At 28.3% G+C, this 24,986-nt stretch carries 29 protein-coding genes, 4 tRNA genes and 1 pseudogene; 7 read left to right on the forward strand and 27 right to left on the reverse strand.

The window, feature by feature from the left end:
* Positions 1-13: 13 nt before the first annotated feature.
* A complete protein-coding gene (locus tag F3K33_RS17265) occupies positions 14-520 on the reverse strand; it encodes a hypothetical protein (protein WP_039769221.1) in 507 nt (168 codons plus the stop codon).
* A gap of 385 nt (positions 521-905) precedes the next feature.
* Positions 906-1,463: an RNA 2'-phosphotransferase gene (locus tag F3K33_RS17270; RefSeq protein WP_039769218.1), complete on the reverse strand. Its 558-nt coding sequence runs from the start codon at positions 1,461-1,463 to the stop codon at positions 906-908.
* A gap of 395 nt (positions 1,464-1,858) precedes the next feature.
* On the opposite strand from F3K33_RS17270, the gene F3K33_RS17275 reads away from it, so the two are divergent.
* Together F3K33_RS17275 and F3K33_RS17280 are read left to right on the forward strand one after the other, a co-directional pair.
* Entirely contained in the window at positions 1,859-2,434 is a 576-nt protein-coding gene (locus F3K33_RS17275) for a hypothetical protein (protein ID WP_039769216.1), read from the forward strand.
* Positions 2,435-3,218: 784 nt separating this feature from the next.
* The gene (locus F3K33_RS17280) at positions 3,219-3,791 is read left to right on the forward strand and encodes a sigma-70 family RNA polymerase sigma factor (RefSeq protein ID WP_039769213.1); all 573 of its coding nucleotides are present in this window, start codon (positions 3,219-3,221) and stop codon (positions 3,789-3,791) included.
* A gap of 291 nt (positions 3,792-4,082) precedes the next feature.
* Here F3K33_RS17280 and F3K33_RS17285 read toward each other — a convergent pair.
* The 4 genes from F3K33_RS17285 to F3K33_RS17300 form a co-directional block, all read right to left on the reverse strand.
* Positions 4,083-4,158: transfer RNA gene (locus F3K33_RS17285), tRNA-Lys, on the reverse strand.
* Positions 4,159-4,237: 79 nt separating this feature from the next.
* Positions 4,238-4,313 (reverse strand) — tRNA-His (locus F3K33_RS17290).
* Positions 4,314-4,320: 7 nt separating this feature from the next.
* A tRNA-Arg gene (locus F3K33_RS17295) sits at positions 4,321-4,397 on the reverse strand.
* Between the two features lie 37 nt (positions 4,398-4,434).
* Positions 4,435-4,508: transfer RNA gene (locus tag F3K33_RS17300), tRNA-Gly, on the reverse strand.
* Between the two features lie 971 nt (positions 4,509-5,479).
* On the opposite strand from F3K33_RS17300, the gene F3K33_RS17305 reads away from it, so the two are divergent.
* Together F3K33_RS17305 and F3K33_RS17310 are read left to right on the forward strand one after the other, a co-directional pair.
* Entirely contained in the window at positions 5,480-5,881 is a 402-nt protein-coding gene (locus F3K33_RS17305) for a hypothetical protein (RefSeq protein ID WP_039769211.1), read from the forward strand.
* Between the two features lie 246 nt (positions 5,882-6,127).
* Positions 6,128-6,442 carry a hypothetical protein gene (locus tag F3K33_RS17310; RefSeq protein WP_039769209.1) on the forward strand — a complete coding sequence of 105 codons (315 nt, stop codon included), beginning with the start codon at positions 6,128-6,130 and terminating at the stop codon, positions 6,440-6,442.
* 130 nt (positions 6,443-6,572) lie between these two features.
* Here the strand turns inward: F3K33_RS17310 and F3K33_RS17315 are convergent, their stop codons facing one another.
* Complete coding sequence (locus tag F3K33_RS17315) at positions 6,573-7,466, reverse strand: DMT family transporter (RefSeq protein ID WP_039769207.1); 894 nt, start codon at positions 7,464-7,466, stop codon at positions 6,573-6,575.
* A gap of 276 nt (positions 7,467-7,742) precedes the next feature.
* On the opposite strand from F3K33_RS17315, the gene F3K33_RS17320 reads away from it, so the two are divergent.
* Together F3K33_RS17320 and F3K33_RS17325 are read left to right on the forward strand one after the other, a co-directional pair.
* Entirely contained in the window at positions 7,743-8,645 is a 903-nt protein-coding gene (locus F3K33_RS17320; RefSeq protein ID WP_039769204.1) for an AraC family transcriptional regulator, read from the forward strand.
* A 147-nt stretch (positions 8,646-8,792) separates the two neighbouring features.
* Positions 8,793-9,359 (forward strand): DUF6143 family protein, encoded by a 567-nt coding sequence (locus F3K33_RS17325; protein WP_039769200.1) that lies wholly within the window; start codon positions 8,793-8,795, stop codon positions 9,357-9,359.
* Positions 9,360-9,888: 529 nt separating this feature from the next.
* On the opposite strand, the gene F3K33_RS17330 is transcribed toward F3K33_RS17325, so the two are convergent.
* The 10 genes and pseudogenes from F3K33_RS17330 to F3K33_RS17370 all read right to left on the reverse strand — a co-directional run bounded on the left by F3K33_RS17330 (position 9,889) and on the right by F3K33_RS17370 (position 17,214).
* On the reverse strand, positions 9,889-10,662 hold the full coding sequence (locus F3K33_RS17330; RefSeq protein WP_039769198.1) for an AraC family transcriptional regulator: 774 nt from the start codon (positions 10,660-10,662) through the stop codon (positions 9,889-9,891).
* Positions 10,663-10,667: 5 nt separating this feature from the next.
* Positions 10,668-11,264, reverse strand: a complete 597-nt coding sequence (locus F3K33_RS17335) for a LysE family translocator (RefSeq protein WP_017210944.1) — start codon at positions 11,262-11,264, stop codon at positions 10,668-10,670.
* Positions 11,265-11,433: 169 nt separating this feature from the next.
* On the reverse strand, positions 11,434-11,853 hold the full coding sequence (locus F3K33_RS17340) for a GNAT family N-acetyltransferase (protein ID WP_039769196.1): 420 nt from the start codon (positions 11,851-11,853) through the stop codon (positions 11,434-11,436).
* 536 nt (positions 11,854-12,389) lie between these two features.
* Positions 12,390-13,133, reverse strand: coding sequence for a YwqG family protein (locus F3K33_RS17345; protein ID WP_023974437.1), 744 nt, complete (start codon positions 13,131-13,133; stop codon positions 12,390-12,392).
* Positions 13,126-13,314, reverse strand: a complete 189-nt coding sequence (locus F3K33_RS17350; protein ID WP_242986122.1) for a hypothetical protein — start codon at positions 13,312-13,314, stop codon at positions 13,126-13,128. Before F3K33_RS17350 ends, F3K33_RS17345 begins: the two co-directional genes overlap by 8 nt.
* A 119-nt stretch (positions 13,315-13,433) precedes the next feature.
* Positions 13,434-13,997, reverse strand: coding sequence for a nitroreductase family protein (locus F3K33_RS17355; RefSeq protein WP_023974438.1), 564 nt, complete (start codon positions 13,995-13,997; stop codon positions 13,434-13,436).
* A 130-nt stretch (positions 13,998-14,127) separates the two neighbouring features.
* Positions 14,128-14,238, reverse strand: a pseudogene (locus F3K33_RS27160) (flavodoxin domain-containing protein); the annotation flags it as partial.
* Between the two features lie 26 nt (positions 14,239-14,264).
* Positions 14,265-14,414, reverse strand: a complete 150-nt coding sequence (locus F3K33_RS17360; RefSeq protein WP_023974440.1) for a hypothetical protein — start codon at positions 14,412-14,414, stop codon at positions 14,265-14,267.
* A gap of 529 nt (positions 14,415-14,943) precedes the next feature.
* Positions 14,944-15,996 carry a galactose ABC transporter substrate-binding protein gene (locus tag F3K33_RS17365; protein ID WP_039769194.1) on the reverse strand — a complete coding sequence of 351 codons (1,053 nt, stop codon included), beginning with the start codon at positions 15,994-15,996 and terminating at the stop codon, positions 14,944-14,946.
* A 336-nt stretch (positions 15,997-16,332) separates the two neighbouring features.
* Positions 16,333-17,214 (reverse strand): LysR family transcriptional regulator, encoded by an 882-nt coding sequence (locus F3K33_RS17370; RefSeq protein ID WP_039769192.1) that lies wholly within the window; start codon positions 17,212-17,214, stop codon positions 16,333-16,335.
* Positions 17,215-17,346: 132 nt separating this feature from the next.
* Between F3K33_RS17370 and F3K33_RS17375 the strand changes: the two genes are divergently transcribed.
* Complete coding sequence (locus F3K33_RS17375; RefSeq protein WP_039769190.1) at positions 17,347-17,964, forward strand: histidine phosphatase family protein; 618 nt, start codon at positions 17,347-17,349, stop codon at positions 17,962-17,964.
* Positions 17,965-18,053: 89 nt separating this feature from the next.
* Here F3K33_RS17375 and F3K33_RS17380 read toward each other — a convergent pair whose 3' ends face one another.
* The 10 genes from F3K33_RS17380 to F3K33_RS17425 form a co-directional block, all read right to left on the reverse strand.
* Entirely contained in the window at positions 18,054-18,263 is a 210-nt protein-coding gene (locus F3K33_RS17380; protein ID WP_017210934.1) for a hypothetical protein, read from the reverse strand.
* A gap of 433 nt (positions 18,264-18,696) precedes the next feature.
* A complete protein-coding gene (locus tag F3K33_RS17385; RefSeq protein WP_039769188.1) occupies positions 18,697-19,089 on the reverse strand; it encodes a bacteriohemerythrin in 393 nt (130 codons plus the stop codon).
* A 100-nt stretch (positions 19,090-19,189) separates the two neighbouring features.
* Positions 19,190-19,687, reverse strand: a complete 498-nt coding sequence (locus F3K33_RS17390) for a GNAT family N-acetyltransferase (protein WP_039769186.1) — start codon at positions 19,685-19,687, stop codon at positions 19,190-19,192.
* 79 nt (positions 19,688-19,766) lie between these two features.
* Entirely contained in the window at positions 19,767-20,270 is a 504-nt protein-coding gene (locus F3K33_RS17395) for a YbhB/YbcL family Raf kinase inhibitor-like protein (protein ID WP_039769184.1), read from the reverse strand.
* 82 nt (positions 20,271-20,352) lie between these two features.
* Entirely contained in the window at positions 20,353-20,718 is a 366-nt protein-coding gene (locus F3K33_RS17400) for a winged helix-turn-helix transcriptional regulator (RefSeq protein ID WP_023974446.1), read from the reverse strand.
* Positions 20,719-20,749: 31 nt separating this feature from the next.
* Positions 20,750-21,508 (reverse strand): peptidase MA family metallohydrolase, encoded by a 759-nt coding sequence (locus F3K33_RS17405; RefSeq protein ID WP_039769181.1) that lies wholly within the window; start codon positions 21,506-21,508, stop codon positions 20,750-20,752.
* A gap of 208 nt (positions 21,509-21,716) precedes the next feature.
* Positions 21,717-22,253 (reverse strand): GNAT family N-acetyltransferase, encoded by a 537-nt coding sequence (locus tag F3K33_RS17410; protein WP_039769180.1) that lies wholly within the window; start codon positions 22,251-22,253, stop codon positions 21,717-21,719.
* A gap of 15 nt (positions 22,254-22,268) precedes the next feature.
* Positions 22,269-22,985 (reverse strand): hypothetical protein, encoded by a 717-nt coding sequence (locus F3K33_RS17415; RefSeq protein WP_039769179.1) that lies wholly within the window; start codon positions 22,983-22,985, stop codon positions 22,269-22,271.
* Positions 22,986-22,999: 14 nt separating this feature from the next.
* Positions 23,000-23,830, reverse strand: coding sequence for an ATP-binding cassette domain-containing protein (locus F3K33_RS17420; RefSeq protein ID WP_039769177.1), 831 nt, complete (start codon positions 23,828-23,830; stop codon positions 23,000-23,002).
* Positions 23,831-24,335: 505 nt separating this feature from the next.
* Complete coding sequence (locus F3K33_RS17425) at positions 24,336-24,758, reverse strand: cytidine deaminase (protein ID WP_031275733.1); 423 nt, start codon at positions 24,756-24,758, stop codon at positions 24,336-24,338.
* Between the last annotated feature and the right edge of the window lie 228 nt (positions 24,759-24,986).

Raw genomic sequence — 24,986 nt, forward strand, 5'->3', positions numbered from 1 at the left:
ATAAAATATCTTGTTAATTCCAATTTCCATAAACAGGAGTATTGCCAGAATTATATCTTATCCTGCAATCTATGAACATACCATAAGTATCATCAGAAATTTGATTTCCATTTCTATCATATAATGCTCTGATTCTAAGATAATATGGGTGACTTGTACCATTTTGTGATCTGCTTTCAGTATATGGTACTACTACTGTTCCTGCCGGATATGATGCTTGAAAACTTCCTGATGAATCATACATTCTTACTGTACTATCAGTGCGGAAATATCCAGCTGGTATTGCGCTTGATCTAAATAAATATTCACACCAATCACTAATATCAGCATCTGGATCTAATCTACCATCAACCCAGCTCCCTGAAGAATTTACAAACTTTATAACTATTGCAATTGGTCCACTGCTTGTAACTGCAAATCGTTCTTTGTATCCCAAACTTCCTATTCTTGTGTTATCCTCAATATTTGTAGAATATACTGGTATACTTGATCCTGACATGTTAATTCCTAAATAACCCATAATTTTTTCCTCCTAAAATATAAAAATAATTTTAATTAAGCCTTTGAGGTTAGCTAACTCATTTGCCTTACATATACTTAAAGAAGTTTTTCTTCCATTTTGTAAACATAAAAATCAATTAAATTTAAATTTTCTTTGGCTTTAGTTATTATTTTTTATTTTTGGCGACTACTCTTGGTTATTTATAGAATTATATGGATTCAAAAAAACTTCAGAATACCTTAAATTGCAAATTATATTAAGTTATTATATTCAATGAAGTTAGATATAAATTAAACTTTCTAATATTAAAATTGGCCTAAAAAATTTTATTAATCTCCAAAAAACTCCCCTTCTAGATATTATAATTTTCAAAATATACCGATTCACCTTTATATTCTGGGCTCTAATTAGTTCTAAAAATATCAAAATATTTTACTGGAACATAATCAGTTAACCACACTTTGTTTTCAGATAGGAAGAATTTATATCCATCTTTATTCATCTGCTCACTATTAATTTTAAATATAACTAATTCTCCATGTCTTTTACCTACTTTTGTTGTGGCTGTTTCTATATCAGCTGATAAGTGAACGTATTGTCTATTCTGTTTTTTAATACCTTCTTTGCATATGCTATCTATAAACCTGCTTGCAGTTCCATGATATAATACTTTAGGTGGCTTAACAGCTTGCAATTTAAGATTAACTTTTATTGAATGACCTTGGTTCGCTTTAATTCTAGTTTTATCATTATTAAATGAATATCTTTGTTTACCATCTTCTACAACAATTCTTTCAATATCTGAAATTGTTACCTTATATCCTTTTTTATTTAATCCCTTAATTAAATCAGAAGTATCAATATATCCGTATTCATCTAAAGTTAATCCAATTTCTTCTGGTTTATGCCTGAGTATAAGGCTTATAAATTTACTAATTCTCATATCTTCATTACTTATCATCGATTAACACCTCATTTTCTATAATTTATTAGCTTATATACCTCTACATAGGTTTACTACTTTCAAAGCTTATTTGATGATATACTCCATACATAATATATATTTTAAAATACCAAAAACATTTCCTATTCATATGTGGGTTTCAGTAGTAATAAAAAAGAAGCCAGCTCGTTTTTTTACCAATGTTATTGTGATCAATTAAATGACTATTTTAGTATCTTTGCAAAAGTAATACTTAGATTAAAAAGCTTTTGATAAATATCTTTTAAAATTAACAGACTAAGTTTACTCTTCGTATATATATCTACTTGACACTAAGTAACACTTCTCAACGTAGCTAATATACTATTATAATGAGACTTATAACTACATCAAAATAAAGGAGAATACAATACATGTATAATAAACAATTTCCTTGTTGTCCTTACTACATGAATCAAGTAGCTCACCTCTCTTTCAATGCAAATTGGAGAAATACAATACAAAGTTTTACGGCCATTAGTGGTACCATTACAATGATTGAAGATTTTTATCCAACCCAAGATGATGAATCAGCAGGTTGCTATAAATTAATGTCACTCGAAAGCATCGAAAGAGGACCAGTAAATTTTGTGATATCTCCAGGAACTTATTTTGTGGATCATGAAATGGTAGTGGCTGGAGACGAGGTCACTGGATTCTTTGACGCAAACGCACCTGCTCTTCTTATTTATCCTCCGCAATATCCTGCAATTGTTATGGCAAAAAACACAGAAAATCAAAATGTTACTGTAGATTATTTTGACTATCTACTTATAAGTAGCGATGGAAATTTAAAGCTCAACATAGCCGAATCTACTGAGATAATTCTAACAAACGATCAGGTCTTTAATAGATATCCAGGGAGTAGAAACCTAATTGTTGTCTATGGGCCTGCAACTAAGAGCATACCTGCTCAAACCACTCCATATAAAATCATTGTCCTTTGCTAAATCAATATATTTTATATTAGTGTATACAATTTGCTTACGCCTTACTTTTTCGGTAAAAAACTAGATTGCTTTTAAATGCTCAAAAAAACTTAGCAAAAGCTTCCCATTACAGACATAATGTCCATTTTAATAATACTGTTTTTACATTTTTCTAAAAAATATAGTAATAGGCTATATCTATATAGTAAATAGCCTATTACTATTATTATGCCGCATTTTTTATCCTTTTGCCTAGATTTCTTATGAATATTTCCCACTATTTTCTTACACTTTTCAAATTTAATTTATTCAAAAATCCTATTTCCAAATAATTTTTGTATTTATTTTTTACCACAGTTCTTTTTATACTAAATTTCATATTGTATCCAAACACATTTTTTCTACATCATATATGTAAATACTTCTAAGCACATTAAATCTCTTATTGTTCCCATTCTTATCTATTAATCAACCAATTCTCACTACTATTTATTCTTGCAAAAGATAAGAAAACTTATCTTACTAACATTTCTTAGTCATCCACGTAATTAATCGTATTACAAAACTTTCCATAAATGCATTATTGTATTTAGATGAATAAATCACACATAAAAGACTGTTATTTCTAATAAAAATCTTACTTCAACCTAATCTACAATAAATTAATATAATTTATTTTCTATTTTTATGTAAAATGTACATTCTCGGCCGTATATCTACATGTAGAAATTAACTTAACAATGAACACAACATATGTAAATTAATCAATTTATTTTGTAGCCATTAAGTGAGGAAGGAGGTTCATATGAATTTTAATTATATTGAAAATCTGGTGAGAAGATGTAAAAATAATGATGAAGCAGCAAAAGAAAAATTAACTGATGAGTTTAAGCCTTTAATCTATAATATTTCAAAGAAAACTTTTGTTGATGGATATAGCATTTATGATATTCAGCAGGAATGTTATAAATCACTTTTTAAATCTGTTTCCATGTACAATTTGGAAAAGCATAGGTTCGTTGCTTATGCTACTAACGCAATAAAGAATAATGTAAATGATTTAATTAGGAAAATGAATTTTAGAAGTTCTACTGATAGTAATGATGCTTTAAGTTTTCATGATAACTTTGAAGAAGATATTCCTTCACAAGAAATATCTATCGAAGCTTCATTATGTGAAATCTGTGATTATGAAGATTTAAATTTAGCTCTTAAAAATCTAAGTGAAGAAGAAATTGAACTTATAAATTTTGTATTCTACAAAAATCATACTGTTAAGGAATATGCTTATTTTAAAGATATGTGCTACTCTACAGCCATTTTAAAAAAGAAAACTATTTTGAGAAAAATATTTAATAATATTCCAGTATATTATTAAAATCTAACAGCTCTAAGGTTAACATTTACCTTAGAGCTGTTATTTTTATTATATATGCTGTCATGAATTTCAAATTTTCTCATTTTAATTCTAAGTTATCATTTTTCTTAACCTTTACAAGAGATAGCATAAACTTAAATAATACAAAAAAGCTAATTCTTGGGCTATATATTTCCTCTGCCTACAAAGTCATCTGTAAATTTGACTTGATATAATTTTTACTAAATAATAAAAAACCTAAAGCATCAAAGTATATTTAACTATACCTTTTCTACCTTAGGTTAAACAATTTGGTGGCTCACCCGGGAATCGAACCCGGGACACCATGATTAAAAGTCATGTGCTCTACCGACTGAGCTAGTGAACCAGAATAATAATTATAATAGAATGCTTTTACAAATAATTAAGCTAAATCAATTGCCTTGCAGCCTACTAATATTTTTACATGGGGTGAACGATGGGACTCGAACCCACGACAACCAGTGCCACAAACTGGCGCTCTACCAACTGAACTACGTTCACCATTATATGGTGCGTTTTAAGGGATTCGAACCCCTGGCCCACGCCTTAGAAGGGCGTTGCTCTATCCAGCTGAGCTAAAAACGCATATTATTTATTATGTTGCAAACTCTTTAATTTTTTTTGGAGCGGGTAGTGGGAATCGAACCCACCTTTCCAGCTTGGAAGGCTGGAGTATTACCGATATACGATACCCGCAACTAATCTGCTTGTTTATTATATGTTACATGATTATAGGTTGTCAACATAAAAATTTATTTTTTTCAAATAAAGTGCTGAATATTGTATTTTTTTCCGCAAATTCACCGTATTTGTAAACCTATCACTTAGTAGTATCACACGCCTTGACTTTTTTCTTCGCTAAATTAATATAAATTTATAAATATATTTAAATTTCTATCTCGTTGAGTATAATGCTTTTCAATAATAAGTTTATATTTGAAATTTTAGTAATCAAACTGCTTAATAAATAATCTAATATTAAAACTTAATTATTTTATTTAACCAAGTTTTAATATTAAATTAGAATTCACTCTCAATTATTTATTAGCCTCTTATTTTTTATTACATGTCTTATTAAATCAAACCATAAAATAAAAATGTTAACATATGTGCTATATATATTTATAGTTATAGAATATTATCCTGATAAACTGTATCTAATTACAGTATCACTATCTAACTAAATTCTAAATGGTTCAACTAATACTTTTTTAATTTACTCCCCTCCCAAATTTATTTTCATATTAGTTTGTTATTGCCTTAAATATTTTTTATTACCTTCTAAAAAATCCAACCATATATTATACTCCACTAGAAGTTGTTAATTTAAATACTAACCTCTTCTTAAGCCGCATTTTTCAAGCATATTCTGAAGAATATATATTCGTATATGGTAATATTCTTTAGAATATTTATTCTTCAGAATAAATATTGTGAAGAATATTAGAATATTCTCTATTTCTGCATATATCCTAAGTGAGATAAATGAAATTTCAAAAGATCTCTTCAAAAAAGTTATCCTGCAAAAAGTTAGAGCTCAAATTTTTCATTTGATTAACAGAATTCTTTCATTTGATCTTTTATATTTAGAAGCATGCATTTCTTTTATCATTTATAGAAAGAATGTACAAAAAATTTATTATGATATTTAGTAAAGGAGAACACTTATGAGTAAAAGAAAACAAAATGAACTACCAAAAAATGATTTTGCTCCAGATGAGAATGAAGAAATAATTGGTTTTACACCTGAACCAGTCATTTCTGGCAAGTGCATTTCATCTTTTTCATTTGATGATGAAGCAGCATCTACCCAAAATGTTAAAGCATCTAATTCTAATATTCTTGCAGATAATAGAAAAGTTTCATTAGCAAATGGCATGGCTCCACCTATTGATGGTGAATTCCTAGATACTAAACGAACTTATATGCTTAGATCTTCTACTGTTAGAAAAGTTAATGAATTAAAGAGCAGGCATCCTGACTTAAATACCTATGTAAGTACTATAGTGGACATGGCTATAGCTCACTACTATAATTACATAGTAAATGAATGCGAAAAAAAAGAATAATCTACTAGGGTGTAATAGATCATTCTAAATACTTGTTATCATTTATTTAATAAGGGGTAAATAATGATTAACTATCTTATAAATTTATAATACAGGATGAATATGTCATTTGTATGACAAGCTATAATTTTCTAAATCAGTTATTAGAATTTTGTAATAATTTATTTTTCTTAACTTGCTATAATATATTTTGAATATATTTTCACCGCTTTCAAATACTATAAATTATGAAAGGTGGTGAGTATAATGAAAAAATTTATTGTTACATTTTCTATTTTTTTATTCTTATTACTTAGCACAAATACAGTAAATGCTTTTGCTGCTAGTAAAACTTTAACTCAAGGGCTGTATACCTTAAAAGACTCATGCCTATCAGCAGGCGTTGATTATAATGTTGAAAATAATTCTTCTGGTAGAGCTATACTTCTTATAGTTGATAGTACTCAATTAATACAGGAATTAATTCGTTTTGAACCTAATTCTCGTAAATATACTCTAAAGCCTCTAAATTATGGGGATATAATTATAATAGTTACTGCGGGTAAATTAGAATTCTCTTAATGAGTATATTTATGAATTTATCAATACCTGCTGACTCATTGTCATCCAGCTATCTATTAATCTACTTAAGCATTTTGTATTAATATGCTGATATATTTAACTAATTTTCATTCTATATTAAAACAACTTTCTATTGCTTTATACGAGACAAAATTATAATTGTAGTTATAATACATGCCGTTCCAATCCATTGTGCTATTCCAAGCTCCTCATGTAACCATAATACAGATAATATAGCAGCCGATAAAGGTTCAGCTGATGATAATATACTTGACTCTGTCGGCTTTATATAATTTAAACTTTCTAAGAAGCAAGTAAAAGCAATTAAAGTTCCAAATAATACTACAAATATAATAGCTAATATTGAATTAGTAGACCAAATTCCAGTGCAATTCCATGGCTGCTCAATAAAGCTGAAGGCTATTCCTCCTATTAACATCCCCCACCCAACTACTAGTATGGATCCCCATTTTCTAAGAAGTAAGCGAGGTTGTAAAGTATAAAAGGCTGCTGCAAATGCTGATGCAATTCCCCAAAACAATGCCAACCTTGAAATAGATATACTATGAATATTCCCCTTTGTAATTATAAAAAATGTCCCTAGCATTGCTAGTCCAATAGCAATAATTTCTTTAAGCTTTGGAATTTTTTTATTACAAATGGCTAAATAACAAGTAATTATTACTGGTGATGAATATTGAAGTATTGTTGCTGTCGCTGCATTCCCATATTTAATGGCTGCAAAATATGTATATTGTACACCTAGCATGCCTAATATACTAAAAAATATAAGACTCAAAGCATCATTCTTACTTTTCCATACTTTCCATATATTTTGCTCACCTTTCATAAAAGTATATAATAATAAAATTATTCCCGATGATAATAAACGTATTACAACAAGCCACTCTGGACTAAATCCCTTTTTCTGAAATAAGTATTGAGCAGCAGTACCTGATATTCCCCATAACATGGCTCCTATGATTACCAGGATTATTCCTTTTATCCTTGGCTGAAAGTTCACTATACTTCCTCCTTTTTGTATTTATTCTTAATTAACTTATATATATTGCAAAAATAATTCTTCATCATAATTCTAAAAATATTACAATAATTTTAGCCGTAATTGTGAAATTTGAATTATGAATTGGACATATATAATCATTTGCAATATATATTTTAGCTAATTGCAATTATATTGATTTAATATAACAAATATGTAATAATTTTATTATTATTTATGGCATTAAACAATTAATATATTGTCAGAAATTAAAACTATATTAGCGAGATGATAAATATGCAAGCAACAAGAATAGAAGTAAATGATAATTTGCAAGAAACAGTAAAACATGGTTCTCATGATTTTCCACTAGCAATTTATACTGACAAATTTAATCTGTTTGAAGATGGATATATAAGATGGCATTGGCATAAGGAAGTACAATTTTCATATTCACTTTATGATAAAGTAGTAGTTTTTATTGAAGATGAAGAAATAATATTATCTCCAGGTGAAGGAATTATGATAAATTCAAATGTACTTCATCAAATTAAACCATATGAAAATATCGATTGTATGATGTTTTCCATTGATTTTGATTCAACTTTAATTGGAGGAAGTGAAGAATCCCTTATTGAAAAAAAGTACCTATCTCCAATTATTGAGAGTAATAATTTGAAATTTATCTCTTTAAAACCTGACGTTCCTTGGCAAAAAAGAATCTTATCGCATCTGGAACAAGTTTTTATATTATCTCATGAAAAATCATATGGATATGAGTTGGAAATGAAAAATTATTTAAGTATTGTTTGGTTAAACTTAATTAAAGAAATAAAGGAAGATATTAAAAGAACTGTACCTTCAGCATCAAATGATGATGAACGTGTGAAAATGGCAATGCAATATATTCAAAAGAATTATGCAGATAATATTGATCTAGATAGTATCGCAAGAACTGCAAATATCAGCAAAAGTGAGTGCTGTCGAAGCTTTAAAAGAATTTTGAAAGTAACTCCTTTTGAATACTTAATGGAATATAGAGTTTCAAAAGCAGCAGAGCTACTTCTAAAAAATAAGGATTCCATTTCTAATATTTCTCTCGATGTAGGTTTTAATGGCATAAGTTACTTTGGAAAAGTATTTAAAAAGTACAGGAATTGTTCTCCCTCTGAATATAGAACTAAATATTGCCGCAGGTAAAGTAATTATAAAATATATACTATATCTACGGCGCTATAGCTTACTTTTATTAATAACATGAGCATTTTATGCATTTACGGAATATTATATATATAAAGAAACTCTATAGTAATATTTATAAAAATTAATCCGTAGGAGATGTAATTTATGTTAGAAAATAATAGTAATTATATACTAGATAATAAAAGTGCTAAATTACAAGAAGTAGTTAGCATTCCTATTTCTTTATATAAATCAATGAGAGGAAGATACTTTGTAGGCCAGACAGAAACTTTATGGGTGGGTAATGGTTCAAATGCCTGGGCTGGTTTGGTAAATCCACGTAATTCAGATGTCAATTTATATGCAAATGTATTTACTATTTCAAATTTATCTAATGACTATTTAACTGCCCAAATATGGTTAAATACTAGTTTTCCTGAAAAAGCTTGTGTATCCCGTAAGACCTCTCCAACCAACACTGCGTTAAAGCCAATGCCCAAAAACAAGGTAGATATTAGATTTATTGAATCTACTAGAATTGTTCCTAAAGATGGAGTTAATGTATATGAAAGAATAGTACCTCCTAATACAACATTAGTAGGTGAGGAAGATGGAAAGTTTATAGAAGCTCCAGGTGGAAACTATACTCTAATTATAAAATCATCAAATTTAGCAATTGATAAGGTAGTAGTCGCATTTGGATGGTGGGAAAAACCAATATGTAAAAAGTAGATTCTATTAAATATATGGCCTAATGTTCCCCCCATATGAATAATTATTTTTAACTCGCATATACTATGATTGCTTCTCATTATGTTATTATTTACGAAATCCATTTTGACTCCATTATTGGGGTCTTTTTTATTTAAAGAATTATTTATTACTATCTAGAATTATTTAAACTTATCCTTCATATAATTAAAGGAAACCTCTTGAGTGTTATTTTTTGTTCTCTTGGTTACCCTTCATTCATAGTTACTTTTTTGTTTTAATCCATTCACTTTTTAGCCCCTTATTTTAGGGGCTTTTATTATTTTTCTATGAATAATTTTATGAAATATCCACAAACTAGAATGTCTTCATAATCAAATCAAAACTCCATTTTTGATCTATTTAATTCTAAATATGTGATGTTTATATTATGTATTATTTAAGATATATTAGGGCACGATAAAATATTAATTATCACATACATAAAAATGCCCCTTTATTGGGGCATTTTTCATGTTTAGCAAAAATCATTCTAAAAAATCACCTTAATTTATAAATACGATAAATATTCAAATGCTGTTATTCCATATATGCTTTTAAAATACTTATTTAAATGTGTTAAATCAACAAAATCACATTCTGCTATCGCTGAATAAACATCTCTATTTTTCTCTATTAACTTTTTTGCCATTTCTACTTTGCAGTTAAGAAAATATTGATATGGCGAAATTCCAGTATTAGCTTTAAATAATCTAATAAACTGAAATTTTGACATATTAAACTCTCTACAAATATCATCAAGCCTTAATACATTCTCTAAGTTATAATAAATCATATTCTTTGCTTTTTTAATTAAATCATTTTCTTTCTTGTAACTTATACAAAGATCCGTTTGTGCAAAACTATCTGCAAAAGATAAAAAAAATTCACTACACAATGCATCATCTTTTCCACTTAATATTGCATTAGAAAGATTTAATATTTGCTGCTCAAGTCTGTAATTATAAATAATAGGAGAAGAAAAACAGACTATATCCTTTTTTTCAATACTCTCTAAAAATAATTTTGGCTCAATATATAACATAATATAATCAAGACCTGTCTCATCATGTGCCATTCCGTCATGTGGCTGCTCAGGATTAAAAAGCATAACACCATTTTGATAAGATAACTGCAAGCTACCATCTAAGTTATACTGCTGAATGCCTCTCAAAGTTACACCTATTGCATATTCTTTATGACAGTGCTTCTTATATTTAAAGTCAGCAAAACTTGCTGATAGTGCGGTAATACCTGCTGATTTTTTATATATAAATTTATCCATATAAATCACCCCTTAATCAGCTCACCTACACCAGATACTATTATTGCAGAATAAACTAAAAATAATGCCATAATTATATTAACAATTTTTTGATGTTTCTGCAAAAATGTCTTAAAGATTGTACCAAAAAGTACCCATGTAATAAATGCACCAAATCCAATAATTGTTATATATGCAACAAATACCATTAAAGTAGATAGTTTAGTATAGTATGGCATAACAAAACTCGGAATTACTGTCATTGTAAATAATACGACCTTTGGATTCACAAACTGCATAAGAAACCCTGATAAAAAAGTTGCCGTTTCTTTTGCAGTTGATTTTGATGTATCCATCTTGCATATTTGATAAGCAAGATAGAGAATATAAAGACTTCCGATTATCTGCATGATGCATAGAATTTTTGGCAAAACCGCCATAAGTGCAGTATTTAAAATAGCTGAAATAATAAGTAATAAACCAAACGCAATAGTTGCTCCATATGTATACTCCATTGCCTTCTTTGTCCCCCAATTATTTACCGTAGACAATATTACAATATTCGTAGGTCCAGGCGTAACTGTAACAATAATACAGTAAATAAGAAAAGATGTAATATTCATGAATCAAGCCCCTTTCAAAGTATTCTCATGAATTATACATCTGAACTTAAATAGCATATAGTATATTATTGCAAGATTACATTCCCCAATAACCTTCTAGTATGAATCGTATAATCGTCTTACTTTTCGTTTATTTCACCTTTTATTGCGATTATTTCATGTACATATATTAACCTAAATTCTTTCTCATCAATATATGTAGACAATCTTCCTCTAAATAAGGTTCTCCCTGCTTTTCATACCCTTGTTTTTCATAAAATTCTGCAACTCGTGCCTGTCCTGATAACATTACGTTTTTTCCACCTTCCCGAGCAATGCTATCTTCTGCAGCATTAAGGATTTTTGCCCCAATATTTTTCCCTCGCCATTCCTTTACAACAGCAACTCTTCCTATGATAAATGACTCTTTCTTACTATTAAAATAGATTCTACAGGTTGAAATTGGCTGTTCGCCGTCATACATAACAATGTGCTTAGCAATTCCATCAATTTCATCAAACTCTTCAACAAAGCCCTGCTCTTTTACAAACACTTCTACTCTTATTTTTTTAGCCTCTTCTGGTAAATAGTTATACTCTTTAATTATCATTTTATGACCTCCCCTTCAAAACAAAAGGCATCCAAAAGCTAACCTTATAGTGTGAAAACACACCGTACCTACGGCTGGCTTTTGTATGCCTTATAATACAATCATCCGGTGATGAAAGTATAAGCTCTAATTTATTTTTTAAATAAATTATATATAAAAATTTGTTGTAAGTCAATGAATAATGCTATTCAATTTTGACAGCATCCCCATTAACTCCATTGCCTAAGATAGCGGCTTGTTTTGCGTTAGAAGTATCTGTATTGGCAAGCTGAATATTCGTAGTCTTGTCTCCTTCTAACGAAAGAAAATTATCTGTTCCATCAGGACATAGTACATTATTAAATTCATAACCATCACTATTTTTTAGAGTGAATACCCTTCCCTGCTGTGGAAAAATACATTTCTGTTTAAATTTTAAAATACAACTAAATAATATACATTCTCTGTGAAATTTATATGGAATATTATAGATATTGTTGCTGCTGCTTATATCATTAGCTAGTTTGTAAAAACATTATTTATATATCTTTCATAACCTAGCAGCATTGCCAATCATATACTACTTTCGAAAAATCCTTGTCCTTCAAAGCATTCTTAGGAATAGAAAAAACACAATTTCCAGAATCTCCAAACATAATTCCACACTCATCATCTATATCCAACTGCAATAAAAGAAAATCCTCATCACTAAAACCTAGGTAATCATTTTGTACAAAATATGGATAACCTCCAACTCTGCTGTCACAGCTATAGCAATCGTCACTCAGCTTCTCATACTCTTCTTCTGAAAGTTCATTCTTATAAGTCGTTTCAAACAGCTCTAACGAAGAAGACATAGGCATCTCTCTTATTTCAAAATGCATTTTTCCATTATTTAAAAAAGGAAGGCCTTCTTTATATTCTTCACTATTTTCATAAGGATTTTCCTTTATTAATTGCGTTTCATCTTCTTCATATTTTTCTATATACCTTACGACAATAGGGCTTTCTAAGCCAAACATATCATCATTTACAATAAAAAACTGCAATAGTCCTTTCTCTGGTAGATCATTCAAATTTTTAATTTCTGATAGATTTAGCTGTGCTAAAAATATCATAGGTTCTCCATCTTCATCTAATGGGTACTCTTCAATATTTTTAAGATAAGGACATCCTCCTAGTTTACTATCCCATGGTTTTGTTTCTTCACATTTGAAAGTTATCTCGTTACTATACCTAAAAGTTCTTTTTATTATATTTTCACGTGCTTTTAAATTCTCAGGAATTTCGTATTTAATCATTTTCTACCTCCAATATGTTTCTTCCAACCTTTGCTCCATAATTTTCTATGTATTTATGACCTATAAAAGCTGAAATAATAAATAGAATCATTGAAATAACCATAACTGGAAACCTTATTCCGATAGCCGCCAATATATTTTCACCAATACTCTTCTCCCCTAAAAAGGTAAATGAAAACATTATAGAAACTAATTATAATTCAATAGAAACCTTATAAGCTAATTGTAACATATTTGTAAATATTAACTTATTATTTTTTAGATAACCGTAGAATCACTTATTACTTAGCCCCACAAAATTTATATCCATCTTACAACCTCTTCTAATGGCTTTCGTGGCCTTGGATATGGTGATTGATCTGGATATCCAATTGCTACTGCTGCTACAAGTTCATCTTTGCAATTTAACCATGAGCATATTTCTCTGTCACAATAAAATATGTCGCAAATCCAAAGAGTTCCTAATTTAAAATCCTGTGCTGCTAAAAGTAGTGTTTGTATTGCAGCCCCAATTGATTGAGTATCAGTAAGTAATCTATGATGGTTATAATCTTCTTCAAAATTAGAAAAAGTGTTAAATACTAATATTACTGCCGATGCTTCATTAATTGAATTCATACTTAATTTCAAGCTGCCAGTAGATTTATTCTCTTTTTTATTCTGATGTAGTGAATTCTCCATAATTCTTACCATCTCATCTTTTGTGCTATCCTGTGCAACAACAAACTTCCATGGTTGACGATTCTTTCCTGACGGTGCTTTAGTTGCTAATTCTAAGATCTTTTCTATTATTTCTTTTGGTACTCCATTATCTTTAAACTTTCGTATACTTCTACGCTCTTCTATTGCTCTTATTACATCCATACTAATCTCCTAAATTTAATACTTTTACTTGAATCATAAATCTACAGTTACTTATATTTATTTACTCTCACGAATTAACATAAGCTATTATTTTCCCTATATTCTTCTTATCTGTAAAATCTATTGGTTTATCATAAATAGCAAGCATTCCTTTTTCATCTGCTGATAGCTCTTCTGCAATCCACTTCGCATATTTTTTTGTAAAGCCTGTTTTAGATTTATAGATTACTACTGTTTTCATTATCCACCTCTATCTAAGCAATTATATTAAATTACAGTTATATAAAGATTATCTTTTTCTTTGTAGACTTCATTAATTTCTTCTATTTTTTTATCAAGACTCGGACAATTTTTAGGTCTCTTATCAAGTTCTCTTTTATTACAAGCATGAATAGAACACAAAGCACGATTATACATTACAAAATTCTTCTCCCATTATAACCCTTTTTGAAATACTATGATTTACTCATGAATTTGCTGCATAATCATATTCCATATTAAATCAATTATAACATAGCTAATAAACATGCTACTATTTAATCACCACGAAATAATTATTATAACGACATTATCATTGCTTATTCAAATATTTCTAATAATATAATAATTATCTTATTCAATATTAAATTAAATCTTTTTATTTTTATTTCTATCTAAAGTAACTATTTTCTCATAATTTTATATAGTATATAATATAGAGAATATTTCTCATATTTAATTTGCAATCTGATCATGGTACCTTCACTACTTTCTGCAGTTAGTTTAAATATAATATATAGCAGTAGTTTTTTATCTACTGCTTTTCTCCAATTATTAAAAACAAAAAATAGATTAAGTATTCCTACCCAATCTACCTTTAATAATTTTTAATATGTTTAATTTATCCACGATTATTATAACTGATTTACCTTAAACTCATACATGTTTTGCATAATACGTATCATTATTACTTACCCAAATATTCCTGATAAGGAAGACGGACTGAGATTCCTGTTTCATCAAATTCGTAATTTGTACCATATAATGGATTTCTGTTATAAACATAGTTCATTCCAACATTGTAAAGAACTTTAGCAACCTCTGATGGGTCTTGAAATACGGAACCAGTCATCATGCCAGTATCAATTAATTCTCTGGCTTCTGGTATTGCCTCAATTCCAACTACCGGTATTGTTGGCGTGTTTTCTCCTTTATTATAACCATATTCTTGTAATGCTTTAATAGCGCCTATAGCCATAGGATCATTATTCGCAAATATTGCTTCAATCCTATTCCCATATTGTAAAAATAATGCTTTAATAACTTCTTTAGCCTCATCTTCATTCCAATTACAGGCTCTTACTGCAAGTTCTTGAGTTTTTATTTTAGAATTATTAACTTTTAGAATAGAATACTCGGTTTCTTTAACTGAATCTAAATTATTTTCCTGCCCCATTAACATAATATATTGCAGTACATTATCTTTATTTTTATCTATAAATGATTTTTTCTCATTCCATAGATTAGAAATAATTCCTCCTTGCAATAATCCAGCTTCTTCTACCCTAGTTCCAACATAACAGCACTTATTATAGGATTTTATGGAGTCAATAGCAGCAGGCTCTCTGCTAAATAAAATTATCGGAATATTTACTCTTTTAACCTTCTCAACAACTTCTTGTGTGCTATGTGTTGTAACTAAATTTACCAAGAATAGATCAACACCTCTTTTTTTAATTAATTCATCTATTCTTGAATTTTGTACTGATTGATCATTTTTGCCATCATAAAAAGTAAATTTTATTTTTCCTTCATTCTCCTTTTGAATTTCTTCTAAGTTTTGACGTATTAATGATATATAAATATCATCAAAGCTATATAATAATACTGCAACATTGATTGGTCTGTCTTTACTGAAAATTTGGCTCGCATTAGCTATTTCTCTAGTACAAGATAACATAATAATTGTTATCATAAATGTAATAATTATATTATGTAATATAACATTGAATCTTTTCATTTTTATCCTCCGTATAATTCTTTATCTGAATAACATATAAATTTAATATATTTATTTGTAGATTTAAATCTCATAATTAAATACATCTTATTTTATATTTCAGTAAAAATATTTATACTAGGCATTTAGTGGGAAGTTTACTTATATTAATTAATATTAGGATACTTATACCACAGCAATAATACATTAAATTTATAATATATATTGACAAAATAATCCTTCATAATGATTCTAAAAATATTGCAAGAATTTTAGCCTTAATTGTGAAATGTGCATCGTGAATTGCAACATATATATAATCTCAACTTTAAATATAGTTTAATTTTTATTAAGCATTTAATTATTAATGGCAGAAATAAACTTCTCAGTTAAATTAGATATCTTTTCATTCTTACGTGTACAAATAACAATTTCATTTTTTAGATCAACATTATCTACATAAATTCTAGTTAACTTTCCCATATCAATAAATTCTTTAGCAGCAATTGATGAACAAAAACTCACACCATATCCAGACGTAGATGCCATAAGAGTTTCATGTAGCCCATTAAATTCAAGAGCTATGTCAGGAACTTTAATGCTGCTAATGTGGCAAAGTGATTCCAAAAGTACTCTAGCATAACTTCCTTTTTCCCGCATTATAAATGGTTCTAACATAATATCATTTATACTAACCTTTTTGTTTGCATATTTATGATTTGGTGAAGCTACAAACCATAAATCATCATCCATTATTTTAATGGTATCAATTCTATCTATATATTTCATTGCTCCACTCCCTAAAACTGCAACATCTACTTTATATGAGATAAGATGGTCAATGGCTTCTTCAGTATTTAATGTATTAATCTCAACATTTATATCTTTATTCTCTTTCTTCAATTTAGCCGCCCACATTGGTATTAGAAAATTTGTTGAAAGATAATTTCCTGCTATTTTTAATGTACCATTTTTGCCTTTTTTATAATTATCTATTAATGATTCCATTCTATTTTCTATTTTAAAAACTGCATCTGCTTCTTTTACCAATTGTTCACCTATTTCACTTAAACAAATGCCTCTGCCCTGTGGTAAGAATAATGTAATATCATTTTCTCTTTCAAACTTTTTAATTTGTGCTGTAATTGCTGGTTGACTGATTTTTAATTGCTCTGCTGCAACTGTTACACTTCCTACTTTAGCTACTATATAAAACAATCTTAATCCATGTAAATTCATATTTTCTCCATTCATATATTTTATTTATGAATATAATAATAACATATATTATACATATAGATTTTGTTTTGATATACTCTTTTTATAAATTATCGCCGGCATTTTTTATAATAAAATATTTAGGAGTGAACTATGGGACAGACTATTTTATATTTAATTAGACATGGACAAACAAAATGGAATCTAGAAAAACGAATGCAAGGCCATAAAGATTCCCCTTTAACTGAATTTGGCATATCTCAAGCTAAAAAATTGCGTGATAGACTTATTAATGAAAAAGTTGATTTAATATACTCTAGTGAAAGTAAACGCGCTTATGATACGGCTAAAATCATCCAACATAATCGAAACATTCCTATAAACGCAAGGAAAGAATTGAAAGAAATCCATATGGGAAAATGGGAGGGCATGAATCAAACAGATATTATTAATAAATATCCCGAAACTTGGGAAAATTTTTGGAATAACCCTTCTGTATATGTTCCAACTGATGAAGGAGAATCTTATGAAGAATTGAAAGCTAGGGTCATACCCTCAATTGAAGAAATTATTAATTTAAATCAAGGCAAAAGTATTGTTATTGTTACACATAGAATTACCTTAAAAGTTATTATGTCACATTTCATGAGTCAAAATATTTGTGATATTTGTGAAAATCCAGATATAGAATCAGCTAGCCTTTCAAAAATACACGTAGAAAATGGAGTGCCAAAAATACTATTATACGGAGATATATCTCACTATAAATAGAAATTATTTATCCTAAAGTACTTTTATTTTAATTAATATAATGAAAGGCAGATTAAACACCTCTGTTTAACCTGCCTTCATCTCTTCTTTTAAATCAAGCTGACTTTTTTCTTAATTATCCCTTCATTTTTAGCTTGAACTAATAACTTATTATGTACCATTCTAGTTTTATTTATATCCACTAGAAAATCTTTATTATCCTCATATATAAGGTCTTTATATTCTGTAGCTTGATCATGTAGAACTTCTAATGCTTGTAATATTGTTAACATTTCAATCTCATTTAATTTTATTTCCATATAAACCACCCCATAAATTTTATTTCAAATTATCTATATGGCTATATTCGTAAATTTATATAATTACTTTTACTTTTTCGTAACAAAAATTACGACAAAAAATCGCATGCGATTTTAGTTAAGTTCCGTATTGTGCTTCGCACTCTTTTCATAGGTGTAGATTTTTTACGCATCTGCCTTTTCGAACGCATGTGAGAAAAATTTGGCAGGCGAATATATTTTCTTTTTTATTCTTTTTCTACATAGAACCTACTTGAATATGCTTTTCTATAAATTTTCTATATATTTTACTTTATCATAAATTTCTGAAGAATAAAAAATACAGCCAACTAGTGGCTGCAAAATTAACTAAGGTATACTAATGAAAACTTTTTTACAAGATTTATTATAATATAGTTTTCTGAACACTAGCTTAACAGCTAAAATATTCTTATTAATTCTCTACTATAAACTTATCTTCATTTAAAATATGCTTATCTATCCAATCTACAACAAATTCTAATATCTTCTTTACTGACTCATCTTGATTTAAATCTATTTCGTGTAAATCAATATTATCAATAGATTTTATAAAATCTTCATGTATTACTTTATGTGATAAGAATTTTTTATATCCTACACTCAACATATATTCCTCTTCAGATTTAAAATGAAATATAGTATACTCTTTTAATTCCCCAAGTATTTCAGTAATTCTATCATACTTATCAAGTATAAAATCATTTGTTAATAATTTATAAGCACGATCCGCAATCTCAAATAATTTTTCATGCTGCTCATCAATGAGTTTTACCCCAACTTCATAATCCGCCTTCCATTTTACCATCAAATCACCTCAAGTAACAAAATTCTCTAATATTTTATCATATTGTGGCAATATATTATATATTTTTAATACTTAATGACTCTGGAAATATAAAGTATAATTAAAAATCGCTTTTGTTCAAGCAGTAATAAACTTTATTATCATTCGCTTTAGCATACTTAAATCCAGACTTTTCAATTGCTCTCTTAGACTGATTATTGTTTACAAAATGAGAACACACAATAGAATCAAGCTCTTCTTCATTAAATCCATAACTAAGAACTTGTCTAAGCGCTTCTGGCATTAAACCTTGCCCCCAATATTTTTGTGATAAAACACATCCTATTTCTTTTGAATTTATATATATTCCTTCTGAATATTTATGTAATTCAATCCATCCAATTACTTTATTAATATTTTTTAATTCAACTGCCCATAATGAATCGGAAGAATCTATGATAAATTGCTTCAAAATCTTTAGGCTCTCTTCTTTGTTGTTCTTCACACTAAAGCCTGCTAAATTTGCAACTTTTTCATTTGACATAAATTCATGTAAATCATCTAAATCAGAATTTTTCCAAGGTCTTAAAATCAATCTATCACTCTCTAATATTGTCATTTCTAATTTATCCTCCAATATTTTGTCTAAATTGCATATTCACTTCAGCAAAGCAATATCACTTATATTTCTATACTTACTAATTCTTATAAATTCCCTTTAGAGTATATCGCTCCAAAATATGTCCATCCATTTCATGATATAATTCATTTAATAAAAATCCTTTTTTTAGATTTAGCAGTTTATCTAAAGCAAAAACATGAAACTCATAAACATGTGCTTTATCTGGTGGTGTCATACCACCATAATAACAAGAAAGTTCTTTTGATTGCTGATTACCCTGCAAGCTAGTCCAGCTATTTGTGCCTTGTATAAAATCCCCTGCTGTCTGGCTCTCATTATCTTTCAATTCACTCCTTGTAATATTGGCTGCAAGCCAATGTATCCAAGCAAAACCTCCTGTTACTGGATAGGCATCTTTATCTTCTAATACTATTGCAAATGAAGCAGTATTTACTGGAGCATTTGCAATTTTTAATGGAAGAGAAAAAGTTGGGACTCCATTCTCATTAAAATGTTCTCCACGACTACCATATTGATCTTGAATAATCCCATTTATAATACCTGCACTTGTTGCTATCATATATTACCCCCAAAGCTATTATTTATAGGCAAATTATAGCAAAGAGCTTTTATAACGTAAATTACTAACTTTTTTGTGGGTATTACTCTGGAATAACCTTTTTTTCAATCAATGTCTTTTCCATACCATGTTCCTTTAAGTAATCAATTCCAATAGATTGCATGATTTTTAGGGCATCTATAATCTTCATTCCCATATCTATTGTTAAAGAGTATTCCACACGAAGAGGATAACCATCAAATGATTTCTTTTCCACAAACCCATAATCAATTAATTCTTTTAATTGCTCTAATAGCATTTTTTGATTAATTCCATCAATATCTCTTTCTAATTTAGCCAATGATGTAGGGGCTAATCGCAATCGCCATAATATAATAGATTTCCATTTTCCTTTAATCATATCGTGTACTAGTTCTAAAGGACACGTATATTCTTCTCTTATTTTCATTGTATCTCCTAAAAATAAATTCTTATTTATACTAACTTTGCAGGTAATTGACTTTTATATAATCAATCCATTTATCTTGAAGCTCCTCTTCTGTCATTCCAAAAATCTCTACAATACTATTGGGTTGCTTTATTAAATTGCGTAACTTTTCATATCCAAATAGTTTAATTATTGATTCTACTATGGTATATGAGTATTGATATCCATTACGTGCAAAAAAGGTTTCAAAATCCGCTCCTGTATCTAGTTCTTTAAATGTAGGAATAATATTATTTTCTAATCCATTTTTGACAGTTTTTATTATCCAGTTTTCATTATTGTCTTTTGCTTCATAACACGCTATTCCTTCATTTAGCCATCTAGGTGTATTATCATTTATCTTATTTACTATCATGTGTACAAATTCGTGAACCGCTGTATTTAATACGTTATAAAAATCAGAACCTGGTGGTGGATTTAAAGGTGATGCTATTACAATTTTACCCACCCCAATTCCGCCTCTCACCCAGTCAGGCGCATTTGGAAATCCTAATGCCATATGAAGTTCATTATGGTCTGGGTGTATTTCTATAGTTAATTTTTCGTTAAGCTGCTTATTTAAGTTATTAGTAATCCTATTATAGTTATCTTCAAGGACATTATACACTTTATCTATGCATTTCTTATCAAATTGAGTATAACAAATTATGAAATTTTGAGTTTCTTTTCTTAAATTCAGTTTATAATCTTTCTCTCTATTAACATTTTTAATTCCTAGACTATCTAAGTATTCCTCTACTTTTCCTGCCATTTTAATTTTACTCCTTTAATGATATTTTTACATATAAACACAGCTCCTTATGTAGCAATCATATTTATTCAATAATAATACAACTTCTCTATATATTAATTTTAAATTTTCAATAATATTATAGAATTGCATATTTGTTTCATACCCCTTCTAATTATCTTTCTATACAAAGTTAAAATAATTAATTACAATAAGAATCATCAAAACTTTAACGATATTTGCGATAGTAGAAGTAACTATCGCTCTCCATATTAGGTTGTTTGTGACCAATTGGAGTTCTTTTCTCAAACAATTTAAATTGCGCTTTTTCTGCCACTTTACATGACTCGATATTTTCACAATCGATAGTAAGAATCATATATGGAATGTCTGATACGCTTATGCACCATTCATACAATGCTCTTAGTGCTTCTGTTGCATATCCATTTCCAGCATGATCTTCATCTATAAAATATGCCATTTCAACTTCATTTAGTGTATCTTCTAATCCCATTCCAACCATGCCAATTAACTCATCTGTTTCCTTTAATGTCACAGCATATCTTTTATTTTCATAAATATCCTTTGAATCCTTTTGTGTCTTAAGCCAATCAATATAGCCTGAAAGCCTTCCTTTAACAGTGCTATTTTCAGACCAGTCTTTCATAAACCTTATTACATCTTTTTGCCATATGATTTTCATTAAATTTTCTTTATCTTTATGTTGAAAATCACGAATAATTAATCTCTCTGTATTTATTAGCATATTTTTCACCTCATCTTAAAATAATACTTTTTTCATTCTCTTTATTAATATAAAACTCTCTATAAAAATATAAATTATCATAATAATTAATGGCATAATTAAATTAGCTATATTAAAATGCATAAGATCTAAATATGCTGTTGAAACTTCATTTATAGGAGGAAAAATCCACATCACATATTTTGAATATGGAACCTCATTAATTACTGGTCCTTTAATTATGCTCATTAATACAATAAAGATTGCACCTAGTATTGCCATTTTTCTATTTGATATTATTCTTGGTTGTAATAACATACCAATTAATGCTCCTATTATTGATAAAAACATGTGGATAATAAATGAAACAACTATATCGCTGAATGTAACAGGATATTTAAAAACATTACAAATTAAATTATAAATAATAGGAAGTCCAACAGATAATATAGAAAAAAATACTCCTACTACACCCATAAAAATAATTTTAGATACCCAATAGCGTGTATGGCTCTTTAATTTTAATATTAAAACTTCTTCCGCAATTAATTCTATATTGCTGCAATAAGTAAAACCAATCCATGTCATTAAGGCAAAGAGAAAGGCTGCTGAAGATACCATGCTGCCTACAATATCAAGTAATCTTATGGAATAAGCCATTACCATATATATTATAAAAATAAAAAAAGGCATTATATATTTGTGAGACTTCATGTACATTTTAAAATTATATTTTAATACTGATATTAACATAAGTTACGTTCCCTTTACCTTTCAAAATACTTTAAAGTGTAACCACTATTAATCATTTCTGTTAAAACCCTATTGCTTTCGCTTATTTTTGTTTTGAATTCTATATAATCTTCATTTTCATGATACTCGTAGATCCCATTAATATTTGGAGTTACAAAGGATTTATCTGCTTCTTTTCTGTAAAAAGTCATTGAAGCATATTTCTCAGAGCTAATATCTGCCCTTTTAATTTCGAATATTTTAGAATCTTTAACCTGTAATATTCTACTAGATAATTGATCTATTAAAAATACTTCGTGACATGACATTATTACTGTAACGCCGTCTTTTATAAGCTCTCTTACCATTCTAATAAACGTTTTTTGTGAATCACTGTCTTGTCCAGATAATGGCTCATCTAATAACAAAATATCTGGTTTTGACAAAAGTGCCTGAACTACCGAAATCTTCTGCAGAGTTCCTTTAGATAAGTTTTTCATAGAAGTGTTTATCATATTTTCTAAGTTAAACTCCTTATATAAGTAATTAGTTTTCTTCACAAAATCATCTTTTGATATTCCTTCTATCTCTCCTATTAACTTAATATATTCACCTGCTTTTATGTTAAGCTGTGAAAAATTTTCCGGAATATAATTAAATTTAAGATTTTTATCTCTAATAACCTCTCCAGAAGTTATTCTTGTAAGACCGCACAAAATCTTTATTAATGTGCTTTTTCCCATACCATTATGCCCTGTTAAAGCAATACTTTCGCCTTTCATTATATCTAAACTTACATCATCAAAAATCAATCTATCATCATATTTTTTCACTAAATTTTTTATTCTTATTATTGGTATATTCATACTATTCCCCCGTTTATCATAATAAGCATGACCATCCTCGTATTATACCACTTTTTACATAATAATAAAAATAATTACAAACACTACGAGTTTAATATACTCTTTAAAGCTTAATGCATAATAGTTATATCGAACCATTTATTAAATATTCCATGTTACATAAATTATAAAATAGTAGCTCCACTAATTGGCTCTACTATTTTATAACTTGTCTTATTTCTTGTAATCTGTATTTCAAACGTATTTTAATGCTAAATTATTAAATTCTATTTTTAATTTTGAATTGTTAAGCTTAGCTGCGATTGGAGAAAATATATCTTATATAATAATCAAAGAATCGGTTAAAAATCAAATATTAAGCAATAAAATAAACCCAACAGAAAACTTATATTCTCTGTTGGGTACAGCTTTATATATAAATAATTATTTTGCAGTTCTAATACATATTTCATTAAAAATAAAGAATGAACTATATTATTTATAACTTATCTATACTATTAATAATCTATTTCAAATTTTTACCAGTGAATGCTAAAGGTAGAAGTTCTTCTAATGTATGTTCTAAATATTCTTCTGTGCTTTTAGCAATAATTATTTTAAAAGTCTTTAGATCACAGAACTCTGCCATAACTTGCCTACATACTGCACAAGGTGCACAAAAATCTCCTTCGCCAGGTTTCACCCCTTTTTTATTTCCTACTACTGCTATTGCAGTAAATTCTTTTTTCCCTTCAGAAATTGCTTTAAAGAAAGCTGTTCTTTCTGCACAGTTTGTTGGTGTAAATGCTGCATTTTCTATATTGCAGCCCTGATATATTGTTCCATCATCACAAAGTAAAGCCGCACCTACATTAAAATTAGAGTATGGAGTATAACAAAACTTTTGTGCCTCAAATGCTTTTTCTATCAATACTTTTGCATCTATCATATTTCATTACCAAACCTTTCTTTAAAATTCCAATATATTACTATATATTGAGGAATTAAATTGTACCACTATTATACAAGCATGTAAATATAATTTCATGTAGATATCCAACTCTAAAACTAAATTTATGTGGTAACTTACCGAAATCATAAATATTTTGTTCCGAAAAGCTATGAAAATATCGCTGAAGCTTATAAGCAGCAGGTTGTATCCATTTTAGCATGCTCC

It is taken from the genome of Clostridium beijerinckii, from assembly GCF_008705175.1.
In the GTDB taxonomy this organism is placed as follows: Bacteria; Bacillota; Clostridia; order Clostridiales; family Clostridiaceae; genus Clostridium; species Clostridium beijerinckii.